The 13,627-nt window shown below is 53.4% G+C and carries 11 protein-coding genes; 5 read left to right on the plus strand and 6 right to left on the minus strand.

Going from position 1 to position 13,627, the window contains the following annotated elements:
* The first annotated feature begins 73 nt into the window (after nucleotides 1-73).
* From FHT82_RS00700 to FHT82_RS00710, 3 genes are all read left to right on the plus strand, one after another.
* Nucleotides 74-1,534: an oligosaccharide flippase family protein gene (locus FHT82_RS00700; RefSeq protein WP_183725346.1), complete on the plus strand. Its 1,461-nt coding sequence runs from the start codon at nucleotides 74-76 to the stop codon at nucleotides 1,532-1,534.
* 62 nt (nucleotides 1,535-1,596) lie between these two features.
* Entirely contained in the window at nucleotides 1,597-2,739 is a 1,143-nt protein-coding gene (locus tag FHT82_RS00705; protein WP_183725348.1) for a glycosyltransferase family A protein, read from the plus strand.
* 37 nt (nucleotides 2,740-2,776) lie between these two features.
* Nucleotides 2,777-3,784, plus strand: a complete 1,008-nt coding sequence (locus tag FHT82_RS00710) for a polysaccharide pyruvyl transferase family protein (protein ID WP_183725349.1) — start codon at nucleotides 2,777-2,779, stop codon at nucleotides 3,782-3,784.
* A 143-nt stretch (nucleotides 3,785-3,927) separates the two neighbouring features.
* On the opposite strand, the gene FHT82_RS00715 is transcribed toward FHT82_RS00710, so the two are convergent.
* Entirely contained in the window at nucleotides 3,928-4,899 is a 972-nt protein-coding gene (locus tag FHT82_RS00715) for a glycosyltransferase family A protein (RefSeq protein WP_183725351.1), read from the minus strand.
* Nucleotides 4,900-5,044: 145 nt separating this feature from the next.
* Between FHT82_RS00715 and FHT82_RS00720 the strand changes: the two genes are divergently transcribed.
* Together FHT82_RS00720 and FHT82_RS00725 are read left to right on the plus strand one after the other, a co-directional pair.
* The gene (locus tag FHT82_RS00720; protein ID WP_183725353.1) at nucleotides 5,045-6,166 is read left to right on the plus strand and encodes an endo-1,4-beta-xylanase; all 1,122 of its coding nucleotides are present in this window, start codon (nucleotides 5,045-5,047) and stop codon (nucleotides 6,164-6,166) included.
* A 321-nt stretch (nucleotides 6,167-6,487) separates the two neighbouring features.
* A complete protein-coding gene (locus tag FHT82_RS00725) occupies nucleotides 6,488-7,720 on the plus strand; it encodes an acyltransferase (RefSeq protein ID WP_183725355.1) in 1,233 nt (410 codons plus the stop codon).
* A gap of 206 nt (nucleotides 7,721-7,926) precedes the next feature.
* Here the strand turns inward: FHT82_RS00725 and FHT82_RS00730 are convergent, their stop codons facing one another.
* From FHT82_RS00730 to FHT82_RS00750, 5 genes are all read right to left on the minus strand, one after another.
* Nucleotides 7,927-9,291 carry an O-antigen ligase gene (locus tag FHT82_RS00730; protein ID WP_183725357.1) on the minus strand — a complete coding sequence of 455 codons (1,365 nt, stop codon included), beginning with the start codon at nucleotides 9,289-9,291 and terminating at the stop codon, nucleotides 7,927-7,929.
* On the minus strand, nucleotides 9,288-10,451 hold the full coding sequence (locus FHT82_RS00735; RefSeq protein WP_183725359.1) for an acyltransferase: 1,164 nt from the start codon (nucleotides 10,449-10,451) through the stop codon (nucleotides 9,288-9,290). Before FHT82_RS00735 ends, FHT82_RS00730 begins: the two co-directional genes overlap by 4 nt.
* Nucleotides 10,448-11,557, minus strand: a complete 1,110-nt coding sequence (locus FHT82_RS00740) for a glycosyltransferase (RefSeq protein ID WP_183725361.1) — start codon at nucleotides 11,555-11,557, stop codon at nucleotides 10,448-10,450. The genes FHT82_RS00735 and FHT82_RS00740 overlap by 4 nt, the downstream gene beginning before the upstream one ends.
* 56 nt (nucleotides 11,558-11,613) lie before the next feature.
* Nucleotides 11,614-12,075: an acyltransferase gene (locus FHT82_RS00745; RefSeq protein WP_183727200.1), complete on the minus strand. Its 462-nt coding sequence runs from the start codon at nucleotides 12,073-12,075 to the stop codon at nucleotides 11,614-11,616.
* Nucleotides 12,076-12,412: 337 nt separating this feature from the next.
* The gene (locus FHT82_RS00750) at nucleotides 12,413-13,468 is read right to left on the minus strand and encodes a hypothetical protein (protein ID WP_183725363.1); all 1,056 of its coding nucleotides are present in this window, start codon (nucleotides 13,466-13,468) and stop codon (nucleotides 12,413-12,415) included.
* Nucleotides 13,469-13,627: the final 159 nt, after the last annotated feature.

The following is a 13,627-nucleotide window of genomic DNA, read 5'->3' on the forward strand; positions in this document are numbered from 1 at the left end:
GTCCTCCGATTTTGCCTGAAAAGCATCTCTCCGCCCAAACTTTACCAAGAACGTTCCGACAAGAGTGGCCTTCATGAATGATATGAGCAATTTTCGTCGTCGTGCGGTCAGCGCTCTGTTCTGGTCACTATTCCAGAACTGGGGCGGCCGCGCGCTGAGCATGGTCGTATTTGTCCTTCTTGCCCGCCTGCTCGCGCCGGCGCAGTTCGGTATCGCTTCTTCCGCTTTCCTGGTGATGTCGATGCTTTCGCTGGTCGCGGAATTTGGTTACGGCGACGCTCTTATCCAAAAGCAAGGGCTGAAGGACCAAGACGTCAACATACCATTTTACGCGTCTATGATACTCTCGACGGCACTGGCGTGCATTGCCGCTTTCATGTCCCAGGACATTGCACATCTGATGAATGTCGAAGGATTGGCGCCCTACCTGATCGGAACTGCTGCAATCTGCCCGTTCCTCACGCTCGCAAGCTTTCAGGACGCAATGTATCGACGTCACGTTCAATTCCGCGCGCTGGCCATGCGTACGCTTGCCGGAATCATTATTGGCGGCATTGTCGGTGTTGCTATGGCCCTCATGGGTTTTGGAACATGGGCGTTGATCGGACAGTTTGCCGCCCAGACACTGACAAGCGTAGTTTGGCTATGGGCAAAGCCCGTATGGAAGCCGAACGCCGATCTTACTTGGGATACGTTGACCGGTCTCAGCAAGTTCGGCTTCAACGTCGTCGGACAGCGTCTTATCGATTTCTTCACGTTAAGGAGTATCGATTTTGTTATTTTGCTTGTCTACGGTCCGGCAGCGCTGGCGCTCTTTACAGTATCCTCGCGCCTTTACCAATTGTTATTGCAGCTGCTTCAATCCAGCATTTCAAACGTGGGATTGACGATGCTCTCCAAGGTTTCGGACGATAAGGTACGCCTGCAACGTCTCTACCTGCGCAGTTCGTCGATCGGCGCATTTTTCGGCACGCCCGTTTTCTGCGGCCTCGCAGCACTTGCTCCAGAAGTCAATCACATTATGTTCGGCCAGAAGTGGGCTGGTGCTGAGCACGTCATGGTTCCGTTGCTGCTGATGGGCGGGATTCATTGCGTGCAGTTTGTCAATGCGTCTTATCTGACCGCACTTGGGCGCCCTCAGGCTCTCTTGTGGCTGGTCATTCTGAAAGCCGTATTGGTGCTGCCTCCCCTCTATTTCATACGCATGGATAGTGTGGCCGGCACCGCAATGCTTTACTGCGCAAGTCTTGTTTGCCTCACGCCGTTCTCCTTTGGGGCGACGTTAAATGCGCTTTCGCTCAATTGGAAGGCCATGATCAGGCCTGTGGGCGTGCCTATGCTGGCCTGCGGGGCGGCATTTTTTGCTGTCTACGCTACCCGCACATGGGCAGGCTTGGGCGAATTGAACATCTTATTCAGCCTACTATTATTCGGCGCAATTTTCACCGCCGCATATGCAGTATCCGTCGCAATTCTTGCTTTTGATATCGGCCGCGAAAACGTGCTGTTCCTTCGTAATGCAGTTCGCAGATAAGCAAGCAATAATCTGCTCTAGATAGGTTCAACCTGCTCAAGCAACAAAAGAGGAGATCGAGGATGGATGGCACATCGCTGCGCGTGGCTCAGATCGACGTTCTCATTCCTGCTTACAATGCAGAAACCACCATTGAAGCCGCTGTTGCCAGCATCCAATCTCAGACCATCCGCGATATCAGGATCATCATCGTCAACGACGGCTCGACCGACCGCACGCAGGATATCTTGAATAAGATCGCAGAGGCCGATGAGCGAGTTCACGTTCTAACGACCTCTAATGGAGGAATAGTATCGGCATTAAATGCCGGCCTGGAAATTTGCAACGCCGAGTTCGTCGCCAGACATGACGCAGACGACTTGGCCTACCCCAATCGTTTTGAAGCGCAACTCAACTTCTTGCAGAACGAGAAGGACTGCGTAGCGGTAGGCTCGAACATTCGACATATCGACCAATACGGAAAGTTAATTGGCACACAGTCGAGACTCTATGGGGATGTTCGGCCAGACCCTGATTGGTTTCCTTCAAAGGAACCCTATCTGATGCACCCTTTCCTGATGGTACGTCTCGACGCGATAAGGAAGGTCGGAGGATACCGCTACGTTGTCCATGCGGAGGATACGGATCTCTATTGGCGCCTGCTCGGCGTGGGTCGTTTGCATAATTTGCGTGATATTCACGGGGAGTACCGCATCCACAGCGGCAGCATATCCAGTGCATCCATCGTCAACGGTCGCGTTGCGGCAGTTGCATCCCAACTTGCAGCAATTTCCTATAAACGCCGCCTTCAAGGCGTTCCGGATATCGACTTTTCGCCCGGGCTGCGAACGGATTACGAGCGCGCCAAGACACTCAGCAACATACTAGAGCTTGTGGGGCAATCTCTTTCACCCGATGAGCTCAGCTACCTTAAGGCTGCTGCTTCGGCAAAACTCCTCTCTTTGATGGAGTATAGGCCTTATATCCCGGATCATCAGGATTGCGCCTTAATCGGTGAAGCGCTCGGTCAAGTCGCCTTTTCCACACAGAACATGCGCGAGATAAGCCGGCTCAAAGGCAAAACCGCCTTGCGCTTGTTGAAACTCGGCAGGCTGTCCGATGCCTTTGCGCTGCAACCTTCAGTGGAGAATATTGCGCGAGCCGTCGTAAGCAATTTAAAGAAAAGCCTCTTTAAACGCAATCGATCCACCGCCCTGACAAACTAAAATCGAAATTACAATTCCTGTCGACGGAGAATAGAATATGAGCGTCGTATCTCAACTGCAACAGACGATACTCTCGACCATGAGTGATCTAGTGCCGAAGGATGGGCGCTTTGCTTTGGTGGATTTTCCCGATCACAATAACGTAGGTGATAGCGCTATTTACGTCGGCGAATCCGATCTCTTTAAACGGTTTTCGTTGCGGCCTGCTTACATTTCGTCAGTCCATCACACCAATTGGGCAGATATGGAAAGCGCGATCGGCGACGGTCCTATTTTCATTCACGGCGGAGGAAATTTTGGCGACCTATGGCCGGAATTCAATGATTTTCACGAGGAAATCCTGAGACGCTATCCGAACAGAAGAGTCATCCAGCTTCCTCAAACGATATTCTATGAACAGCCCGAAAAGGCTGCGAGTATGGCAGCGCTTTGTGAAGCACATAAGGATTTCGTGCTGTTGGTGCGCGACCAGCGCAGCTTTGAATTTGCGAAGGAAAATTTCAAGGCCGATATCAGGCTGTGCCCCGACAGCGCTTTTATGATCGAGAAGCGAGACCGGCTGGCGCCTACTCATGAGCTGTTGATGCTTTTGCGGCAGGACAAAGAGACGCGCGGTGTTGACACATCGAAGCATCAATATCCGAAGGATCGTGTATTGGTCGTCGACTGGCCGGAAGAGATTTCCGACAATTCGAAGCTGAACAAGATCAGGTCATATCTCTCGGCCAATGCTCACGAGCCCTGGCTGCTGCTCCCAGGTAACAAGCATCATCGCAGAGGCAATCTGTTGGAGATGGTTGCCCGCACTCGGTTGAAGACTGGCACCGAACTGCTGTCGAAGGGGCGAACGGTAATCACGGATCGTCTTCACGGACATATTCTTTGCACCCTTCTGGATATTCCGCACGTCGTCATCGATAACAGCTACGGCAAAATCAGCGGCTTTGCCAAGGCGTGGGGAACATTCAGCGAAAACCGCTATTTCGCTCAGTCGCTCGATGAGGCAATTTCTATTCTCAAAGAGCGACAAAACCTTGCGATCTGACGCCATCCAGCGATCGGTTTACGAACGCAGAGGAAATAGCTCAAGGCCTGGCGCGCTCACATGCGCGCTGGGCCAATATGGTAAGGTGAGCCTCTCAAACACGCACTAGCGCATCGCCCAAATGCTAGGCTTCCTAGATTTGATCACGGAAGCGCACGCTTCTGAAAACGGACAATCCTCACAAGCTCGGCAGCAAACTTTGCGAAATGCTCCGACAAACCAAGCAAGCCGCCCCACAACCTCTTTTCTGAATGGGTCGTGGTCTGCGCGAGGAATGCCCTTGCACTCGCAATTTCGCGTCCAAGGCGGCGCCACGTGATAGGCCTGTGCGCCGGGCCTGAAGTTTCCCACCAGCCTCGAATATAGGCGGTGCGCGTCTCAGGTTTCAAAAGATACTTCATGTAATAAGCACCACGACCACGATCATAGCTCAGCATGATGTCTGGGACATCGGCTGCCTTTCGACGATGATGGTGAAGAATGACGGGGCGAGGATCATATGCGCCTCGATAGCCAGCCCATACGGCCGCTGCTACAGCATCAATATCCTCGCACGGAAATGGTGTACCGGCTCCGAGGCGGCGATCAAACCCGCCGATTTCGACCAACACATCACGTCTGATCGCCATATTGGCGCCTTGCAGCATGCCTGCGGAAACATAAGCCTTGGCAGGAATTTCAACCCTATGATCCCGCAGGTCAATGGTGACCGGCGCATCATCCGGATCGAAGAGCTCAATACGTCCTCCCATAAAGCCCAATGCCGGATCTTCGCGAAAGACCTCCGCTACACGATCGATGTAGTCAGCCGGTAATATGCAGTCATCATCTGTAAAAGCGACGATTCTGCCACGCGTCGATCGCCATGCCGTATCGCGCGCTGCACCCAGTCCACGCTGAGCCTCATATGCGTAGCGCGCGTTCGGGCAGACTTTCGCAAACGCCTCTATAACGTCCTTCGTTCGGTCCGTGGAAGCGTTGTCGAGGATGACGGCCTCCCACTGATGACTGGAACGCAGTTTCATCAGCGAATCCAGCGTCTCCTCAAGTTGGTCGTGCCGATTTCTCGTGCATATCACCACCGAGACCTCAATCGGGTAATCAGCTTCGGACATCTTCACGCTCCTGCTATTTCAAGGCCATTCTGCCGATTGAAGTTACACAAAAGGGACGTCTATGAAAGGAAAAATTCGTTGGGATTCGGCATTGTCCTGACACATTGAACCTGAAAAATATACGCAATTTCAGGCGGAGAATTTTATGCGCAATAATATTGGTCAGTGGCCTACAAAGCATATTGATCGGCGAACTTTCCTCCTGGCCGCCGGCGCCGGGATCGCTGCCGCTTCCGTTCAAGTCAGCAGGGCCGATGAACCGAGCGAAACACCTTTGCGGCAGAGGGCCGAGAAGAAGGGCCTTGTTTTCGGCACCGAAGTCAACGCCGGACCTTTGTTTAGCCTCAAGCAGTATCAGGATGCCGTGCTACGTGATGCCGCGATGATAGTCCCTGAAAATGAGATGAAATGGAGGCCTACGCAGCCAACGGCACGCCAATCCAACTATTTTAACGCCGACCGAATTGCCAAGTTTGCCAAGGACAATATGCTCCTATTACGGGGCCATACAGCGGTCTGGCATCAAAATCCCCCGGCATGGACGAAAGACATTATCGGCAGCGATGACGGGCAGACGCTCGTTCTCGACCACGCTCGCGAACTCATCAGCCATTTTCGCGGACGCGTCATGGAATGGGATGTCGTGAACGAGGCGATCGCGCCGGAAGACGGCATGCCCGACAATCTGCGCAACTGGGCGCCGTACAACAAGGGAGGCATCGACTTCATAGCGGATTGCTTTCACGCCGCCAGAGAGGCCGACCCGAACGCCAATTTGTACTATAACGACTATAGCGTCTACTATCAGAACCAGGGTCATCGAAGAGATGCGATCTTGAGCTTTCTGGAAAAACTCAGATCCAAGGGTGCGCCGATTGATGGGTTCGGCATTCAAAGCCACTTGATCGCCAACGCGGAATTCGATGAAAACGTCTACCGACGTTTTCTCTCAGAGGTCGCCGACCTCGGCTTGAAGATACGTGCCACGGAGCTTGACGTAAGCGACGTCAGGCTTGAGCCCGATATAAAATTGAGAGACACAATCGTAGCCGCCCACACTAAACAGTACCTCGATGTGTTTTTCAACGAACCCGCCGTCGTCGGCCTTCTTACCTGGGGCATGACGGATCGCTTTAGCTGGCTCCACGAAGGTTGGCCGAGGAAAGATCGCTTGCAACAGCGCTGCTTGCCGCTGGATGACAAATTCGCGAAGAAGCCAATGTGGTACGCGATCGCTGACGCGCTTGACCATGCGCCTTCACGCTAAATTCGAGATGTGATGCGAAGCGGTCTTCAAGACCCGGCGTCCAATAGCGGCCAGCTACAGCACTTCCCGAACTAGCGCGCGTGTGGTCGGGAGACATCCCATCACCCGGTAAGGGGTGGTCGGACGCTCAACTGAATTGCCTGCGCAGACCCATCTGCCTTCCAAGTATAACCCCTATCATTCTATGGGAAAAATCGCCTATTTTCTTATTTTCGTAGAGAAATTAACCGTTTCAAGATCAATCCTGACATACAGACTATCATTGTGAAGTTACTTGTGCCATCCAGCAAAAAATATGCTGTATTAGCTAGGGGGCTTTGCGTGCACATCGGTATTGATGACGTAGTTCATAATAAAAATTTTTCTGCTTGGTTAGATTTTTTCCGCTGGGCGGCGGCATTGGAAGTGGTGATCTACCACATAAATCACCGGTATTTTGTGAAGCTCTTCGAGGTTCCTCACTCTGAGCGACTTATCGGCCACTATTTATTTGCATTCATTTCATCGTTCGGCGGTCCAGCCGTCATCCTTTTCTTCGTCATGAGTGGGTACCTCGTTGGAGGAAGCGTTGCAGGGAGATATCTTCGATCAAGCAAATTCGATAGCGTCGACTATTTCATCACGAGACTGTCGCGGCTCTGGACTGTGCTTATCCCGGCGCTTCTCTTTGCTTTCCTGTTTGACACCCTCGCGCTCGGCATCTTCCACGCAGCAGAGAACGGTATCTTTGCCCTCGACGCAGAGGGTGCCGGCACAGCATTGAACCACGATGCCTGGACGGCAGCGTGCAACATCGCCTTTCTTCAAACGGCGTTCTGCACTCAGTTCGGCAGCAACGGTGCTCTCTGGAGTCTCTTTCACGAATTCTGGTACTATATGACGTTCCCGCTTGTGATGATGGCGTTCTGGGGCAGGAGCGGTGTCATTGCTAAAGTCGCCATGACCATTGCCGCCGCCGCCATCCTGCTGGCCCTGACATGGTTCCAGTTCGTCGGCTTCTCGATTGCCGGCTATGCCGGAATCTGGCTTCTGGGTACCTTTGCGGCGCTCAGATCCAAACCTGTTTTGCCGATCAATGCAACTTTTGCTGCCATAGGCTGTATCGCCTGCCTGCTTGTCTGGCGCGTGCTCTACACGCCAGGTACCGCGACCCCAGCAACGTTTTTTTCCAAAGAAACGGTTCTGGATTACACGATAGCAGCGAGCTTTGCGAATCTCCTGATGGCAATGAGGCAGTCGAAAAAGCTGCTACGTATGCCGCTGCCGCGCCTCAATGAACAACTCGCGGGCTTTTCCTACTCCCTCTACTGCACCCACACTCCGCTGGTTATTTTGATCGGGGCGATATGTGTATGGGCCTTCCAAACCGGGTGGCACATGAAGCCGACGGAGAACACGGATTTTCTTTACGCCGCGCTCGCCGTCGCAATCTGTGTTGGTTTTGCGTTTCTATTTTCTCTGGCGACCGAGCGGAACACTCCGGCAATTCGGGCATTGTTCCGGCGAATGCGAGCGAGAAAAGAATCGCTGGCCTATGAGCAGGAGGCGGGATAAGCCACCTTCGGATGATGGTGATACTGTGAAGCGCCGAATACCGTAGCGCGCATTTGGTGGAAAGCACTCTCAGCATCACCCGCTGCCCCCAAACACCAGTTGTAAGTCGTAAGAAGGTCGCGCGTCCCTTGTCCGAAGACTAGACTGCCGCCGGCGGTGACAACCCAGCGAGCATCCGCCGCGACCGAAAGTACAGGTCCTGAACGTCAACTAAGGGGCGGTATCGCACGCTCGCGCGCAAATGTCTGCTTGGAAACTATGCGCGTCGGCTCTTTCCATGATCTGCGAGCGAGCGTCTGCTGACGCCGACGAAGTCGCTCGCGAACCGGTAGAGCTGCGAAAGCAGCGTAGGAGAAGGCGAGCCAAAACATCTCGTTCAAGGACGGATCGACGATGATTGTCTCCGTATAAGAACGTATGCTCAGCAATATAAATATAGCCGCCGGAAGTGCCATTTCCGGGATACGTCGAATTGAAATGGCGTAGAGCAGCCTCATCCCGATGATCGCCCAAATCGCAACAGCAAAACACAGCCCCGGCAATCCCAACTGCAATCGAAAATCTATCCAGGCATTATGTGCGTGGGGTGCAGGCCAATGCAGTTCCTGCAGAACGATCGGCTTAAAGTATTCCGTTCCCCAGATACCGTTCCCATAGCCCCAGAAAGGATTTTGGTTGATCATGAGGGACGCGAATTCCCAGACCTGCGCACGTCCGGTCAGGCTGGCATCGCGTCCTAGAAGGGTGTAAACGATGCCGCTTGATATGATTATGACCCCGACAACTGAAGCCACGAGCCCCGTGAAGAACAGCAGCACCAAGGGATAGGAAACCCTGTTAACCACGTAGATCAGATAGCCGAGAATGGCCGTGATTACGAATGCAGCCAAAAGCGCCGTTGCCGAATTCGCGATAAGCAACAAGAAGGTGGCCAGACACGCAATAACCACAATGTGGTAAGGATTCAGCAGTTTCATGCGCCACGACACAAGCGCAACGAGGAAGGTCATCGACGCCGTACCTCCCATGACGTTCTTGTGTATCATCGCGCCGCGCCAAGCCCCGCGCAAATCTTCCGAGCTGTAAGAAAGTGACGGCGCTGCGACGATCATAACAAGCGAAATCGTACACGAAATTGCCAAGCCTATGGCGAGAAGCTGAAGGACACGCCGATAGGGTACAAATTCTATGAGATAGACCGCATAGAGTGTGAAAACCAGCATTCGCCCCGTTCTGTTGAACGATTGCCCTGGCTCAGGCATCCAGCGCGATGTGCAAAACGCCCATAGAAGGAAGGCGAACACTATCCAATTGCGCTTCAGCGCAGAAATAGACTTTTGTGGGCTCCGGCTAAAAAGCCACGCAACATAACTCAAGATCACCGTGAGTATTATTGTCGTGTTAAGCGGGCTCCTCACAACAATGGCCGCAAGCGCCGGAGATTTCCAACCAAGATACGAGTCCAGTGGAAAAAGCGTGCCAATCAGAGGAAACGTAATGATAAAAACGAGTGCGAGCTCGCGCGGCGAAAGACGATAAGGAGAAGTCTCCTTTTGCCGGGCAGCATTCATGCTTCGATCCTCGATACCTTCTGCTCTGGTTTAATACCGCTCGTTTCGTCATTTTCCGCGGGATAGCGGTCCGTCAGCTGGGTTTCTCTACGCGGCTCCATGATACGACGCGTAAACCTTATGAGCCGGCGCTCGATAAGATAGTGATAAGAGATCCCAAACGCTGCGGCGACGGATGCGATCATGATCGCAACAATATTCAACGAAAAATATGTCGAGATTCCGAGCCGTGACGATAGGTTTATCGAAAACGAAAGTACGACCGGATGCACGAGGTAAACAGCGTAGGAGGACGCACCGAAGGCGAGAAGAAATCCTGGCACGTTCAGTGGGCGATGACGTTCAATTTCCACTGCTCCAAGAACGAACAACATGGACGCAGTACCAAAAGCCAAACGTCCAACCAGCGGATCGTCCTGAATGTTCACGAAGAACCACGTCAAGAGGAAGAAGACGACGACGCCTAGAGAGGCGAGCACATATGGTACTGGTATTCTCGCATGTCGCAATATCATCGCCACGCCGACACCCATGATAAATTCGATATTGAACGGGCTGAAAAAGAACGAAAACGGAAAGGCCAATGAGCCGATTGCCTGGAACGTCACCAGAAGATTTGCTGTGACGATAGCTAGCGCCCATGCTGGCAAGATCCACAATGCCTTACGGCCGTTCCAGATGATCACGGCAAAGAGCGCGTAGAAAAAGATCTCGTGTATCAATGTCCAGGCCACGCCGAGGACCGGTGGAATTGGATTGGGCAGGAGAAAAATGGACAGGACGATGTTTACCGGGTCGCGCTGGCTTGGCTGCCCTGCCCCCGTGAAGACCAAATAAAGGATGACAAGCGGAAAGAGGATGAACCAATAGGGCGGATAAATGCGGATAAATCGCTTGGCCGCAAAAGAACGGATCCGTTCTCTGCGACCTATATCGCTCCAGTGAATCCAGGTGATGATGAAGCCGCTAAGAACGAAAAAGAAATCCACTCCAACATTAAAGTTATTGAAATGGCTATTAAACGGCTCCGCCCCAAAGAACCGTGGTTCAGACATGATGCTACCAGTGTGGTGGAAAACGACGAGCAGAGCGGCGACTCCACGCCCGACCTCGATGCTGCCGAACTTATCGCGATTGGCATTCTTGTTAACGCCATTCATGCAAGCACCTCACAATAAGATTCCGCGCATCTGGCGACACTGAATGTTTGCCCTCTCGCTTGAAGCTCCGCAGCATCAACCGGACGACCCAAACTGTCGACAATGGCCTTCTCCAAAGCAGCAACGTCACCGACGGGAACAAGAGATCCAAAACGGCCGCCATCCAGAATCTCGGCCGGACCATGCGGACAATCGGTACTGACGACTGGCGTACCGCAAGCAAGCGCCTCGGCAACTACGTTTCCGAACCCTTCAAATCGGGAAGAAAGCACAAAAAGCTTCGCGTGCTTCAAGTAGGCGAGCGCATTCTCGCTGAAGCCTGGCATGGAAATACGCTCCTGAAGACCTAGACTTTTCACAAGTGTCTCCAGCTCTTCCCGCATCGGACCATCACCCAAAATGAGAAGCCTTGCGTCGCTCTGCTTTGAAACGCCTGCAAATGCCTTGATCAGGGTCGTGAAATCCTTTTGCGGCACCAACCGTCCCATGGCTAGAACAATTGGTTGAGGATCGTCAAACCACGGATGTTCCGGCGTCCTCGACGTGCGCTCCTCGAAATCTTCGGTGACGACACCATTGTAGATGACACGTATCTTCGAACGCTTGATGCCTGCTCTGGAAGCAAGGTCATCGGCGACACCGGCCGAAACTGCGACGATGACGTCTGCGAAAGGCATCGCCATGCGATAGAGCGCGGGTAGCACGCGGAATTGCCAGGAGCGCCGCTTCACCTGCTCGGAAAAGGCGTTATGCTGAGTTACGAGTATGCGTGTGCGAACACCGGCCAGCCGTCTGGCTAGAACCGCCATCACATTCATGTGCTCCATATTCGCGATGAGAATATCGGGCTTTTCCTCTTTCAGATAGCGTACGAGCTTGGGCAAGGCACTGAGCTGCCGTTTTGCATCGAGGGCAACTATCCGCGCGCCCTGCTCTTTCACCGGGTCTGTCAGTTCGCCTCCCTCACGGTCGAGGAGGAAGGTGACGTTGAAGCCTGCTTTGGAGAATTGCGGGAGAAGGCGCGCATGCAAGCGCTCCGCGCCACCGCCGGAAAGATCGGGGAGATAGATGGCCAGGGAAGCCCGCTTTGCGCCGTTCTCGGTCATGCTTCTCGCTTTCACAACATTGACGGTATTATCGGCCACCACGGACGGCCGCGATCTCACGCCTGCCGGCTTTGAAGCTCGTCAGCCTCGGCTTCACTGGGGACCTGCTCTACGACCCGTGGAATACGGCCATAGGGATCAAGCCCATTATTGGAGCGTATAACGCGCGCGGGATTGCCTGCGATGATCGAATAGGCCGGCATGTCCTTTGTTACGACGCTGCCGGATCCGACGATGCAGTGATCACCGATCGTCACCCCAGGCAAAATGATGCTTCTGGCACCAATGAAGCAGCGCTTGCCGATGCGTGTATCGCGATACATTCGACGCGTTGTGTCGTGCGCGAGAATAGCAGCGTCAAAAGCGACATAGCTTTCCTCTCCCACATAAATGCCCTTGGGGTGTGTCTTATCAAAGCGTGCAGAGAGCGAAAAATCAGCTGTCGGATGGATGTTCATCCCCCAGAAACGGTTCAGATAAAACCGTCGCGCATCGACCACGATCCGGCGAAGCTTCAAAAATCGGTTCAAACCAGGCAATTCGATGCTCTCCTAATTCTTGCTGCCGTCCACTTCACTTGTCGGAAATGGTGCCGTTAGGTGATGAATATGTCTTAGCAGAGGAGCCAATTGGGGCGGACAAACCGCTACGCAGAAACAGCTAAGTCACAGAGCCGCAGGACGGTGGTTCGACCTCCAATGGTGCAATGCAGCATTCGCTTTCCGATAACACGTACCTTAGCTTGAAGCAACAAAATGGCCAAGGAAAGTCGGATAGATCAACATGTCTCACACTTCATGCCGATCCGTCGGTCAAATCACCCCGCCGGATCACGAATAGAATATTGCGGGACAATCAGGCTGGCAGGCCTTCGGCACTTGAGGTCTCGCCGGACACAATATCAAGCAGCTTGATCGCCCGATTTCTCCAGTTGTAAACCGAGGCGGTTGACCCAGTATTGCGGCGCGCGATCGTACCTTCAGCAAGCCCGCAAAGCAGTGGCCCCACTTCGGCAGGGTCTTCCACGCAATGCAGGACACTGCCGAAATCACGGGCCTTGGGAATGCCGGTCGAGATGACTTCCATGCCAGAATTCAGGCAATGATAGAAACGCAGCGGATCAATGTAATCGGTCAGTGGCGAGCCGACGACGTAAGGCGCAAGGGTAACGGCATAGGCGCCGAGGACCGTGGGCAGTTCGCTGTTAACGTAAGATCCCAGATAGTGGATGTTGGCGTGCGCTGACGTCAGTTCATCAACCTTTTGCTTAACTTTCGGGTCGTCGCTGGCAATGTGTCCGCGTATCTCGAAACGCAGTCCAGGATTTGCCGTTGCCGCCGCTCCCAGAAAATCGAAATCAAGCCGCTCGTCCACGCTCGCCAGGATCAGAATTTTTTTCCAATCCGGCGCTGGCCGCTCGATAGCTGTCACCGAGGAAGCATTACCGAGATGACGCGACGTCGGGAAAAGTCGCTTTAGTGTCGGCGCGGCGTGAACAACAACATCCGAGCCGCCGAGAAGAATGGTCTGCGCGATCTGCGCCTTCACGCGCGAGTAGCCAGTGCGGCCATACAGCAAGTCATCGTGCATATCCAGGCACCATAAGCCGCCACAGAGCACCCGCAGCATTCGGCTCATTGCCGGGAAAACAAGATTGGTGGAGTTGACGAAGAGCAGCGGTCTGCGGTCGCGGAAATTATGACGCATGAAGCTCAGGAATTTCGGCAGTGAGAAAACTCGCTTCTCCTGGCTATTGTCCATATCGATGACGACGGGGCGCCGCTTCAAAAAGATGTAGAAGACCTTATGCCCAAGAAGATGCAGCTCTTCCGCAAGCGGCAGGCGGAAATCCTTGGCAGGATCGCGGCAGGTTAAGAGGACGATGGTCCATCGACCCTTGTTCTCTTCCAATGTCAATGTCCTCCTGATCGAAAACGGAAAGCGGGTCCGCACAAAATATGCCCGCATGGCATATCAGCCGAAGCCAGCGAAAATATGAAAAATAACAAGTTCCGCCAATCTTCTGCCCACATCCTGGAGAGGCGGCCAACAGGCCACGGATGCCTTGTC

The organism is Rhizobium sp. BK275 (genome assembly GCF_014193555.1).
GTDB lineage: Bacteria > Pseudomonadota > Alphaproteobacteria > Rhizobiales > Rhizobiaceae > Rhizobium.

Coding starts and splice junctions, on each gene's coding strand:
- FHT82_RS00700 (WP_183725346.1), top strand. CDS start 74: ATGAATGATATGAGCAATTTTCGTCGTCGTGCGGTCAGCGCTCTGTTC.
- FHT82_RS00705 (WP_183725348.1), top strand. CDS start 1,597: ATGGATGGCACATCGCTGCGCGTGGCTCAGATCGACGTTCTCATTCCT.
- FHT82_RS00710 (WP_183725349.1), top strand. CDS start 2,777: ATGAGCGTCGTATCTCAACTGCAACAGACGATACTCTCGACCATGAGT.
- FHT82_RS00715 (WP_183725351.1), bottom strand. CDS start 4,899: ATGTCCGAAGCTGATTACCCGATTGAGGTCTCGGTGGTGATATGCACG.
- FHT82_RS00720 (WP_183725353.1), top strand. CDS start 5,045: ATGCGCAATAATATTGGTCAGTGGCCTACAAAGCATATTGATCGGCGA.
- FHT82_RS00730 (WP_183725357.1), bottom strand. CDS start 9,291: ATGAATGCTGCCCGGCAAAAGGAGACTTCTCCTTATCGTCTTTCGCCG.
- FHT82_RS00735 (WP_183725359.1), bottom strand. CDS start 10,451: ATGAATGGCGTTAACAAGAATGCCAATCGCGATAAGTTCGGCAGCATC.
- FHT82_RS00740 (WP_183725361.1), bottom strand. CDS start 11,557: ATGACCGAGAACGGCGCAAAGCGGGCTTCCCTGGCCATCTATCTCCCC.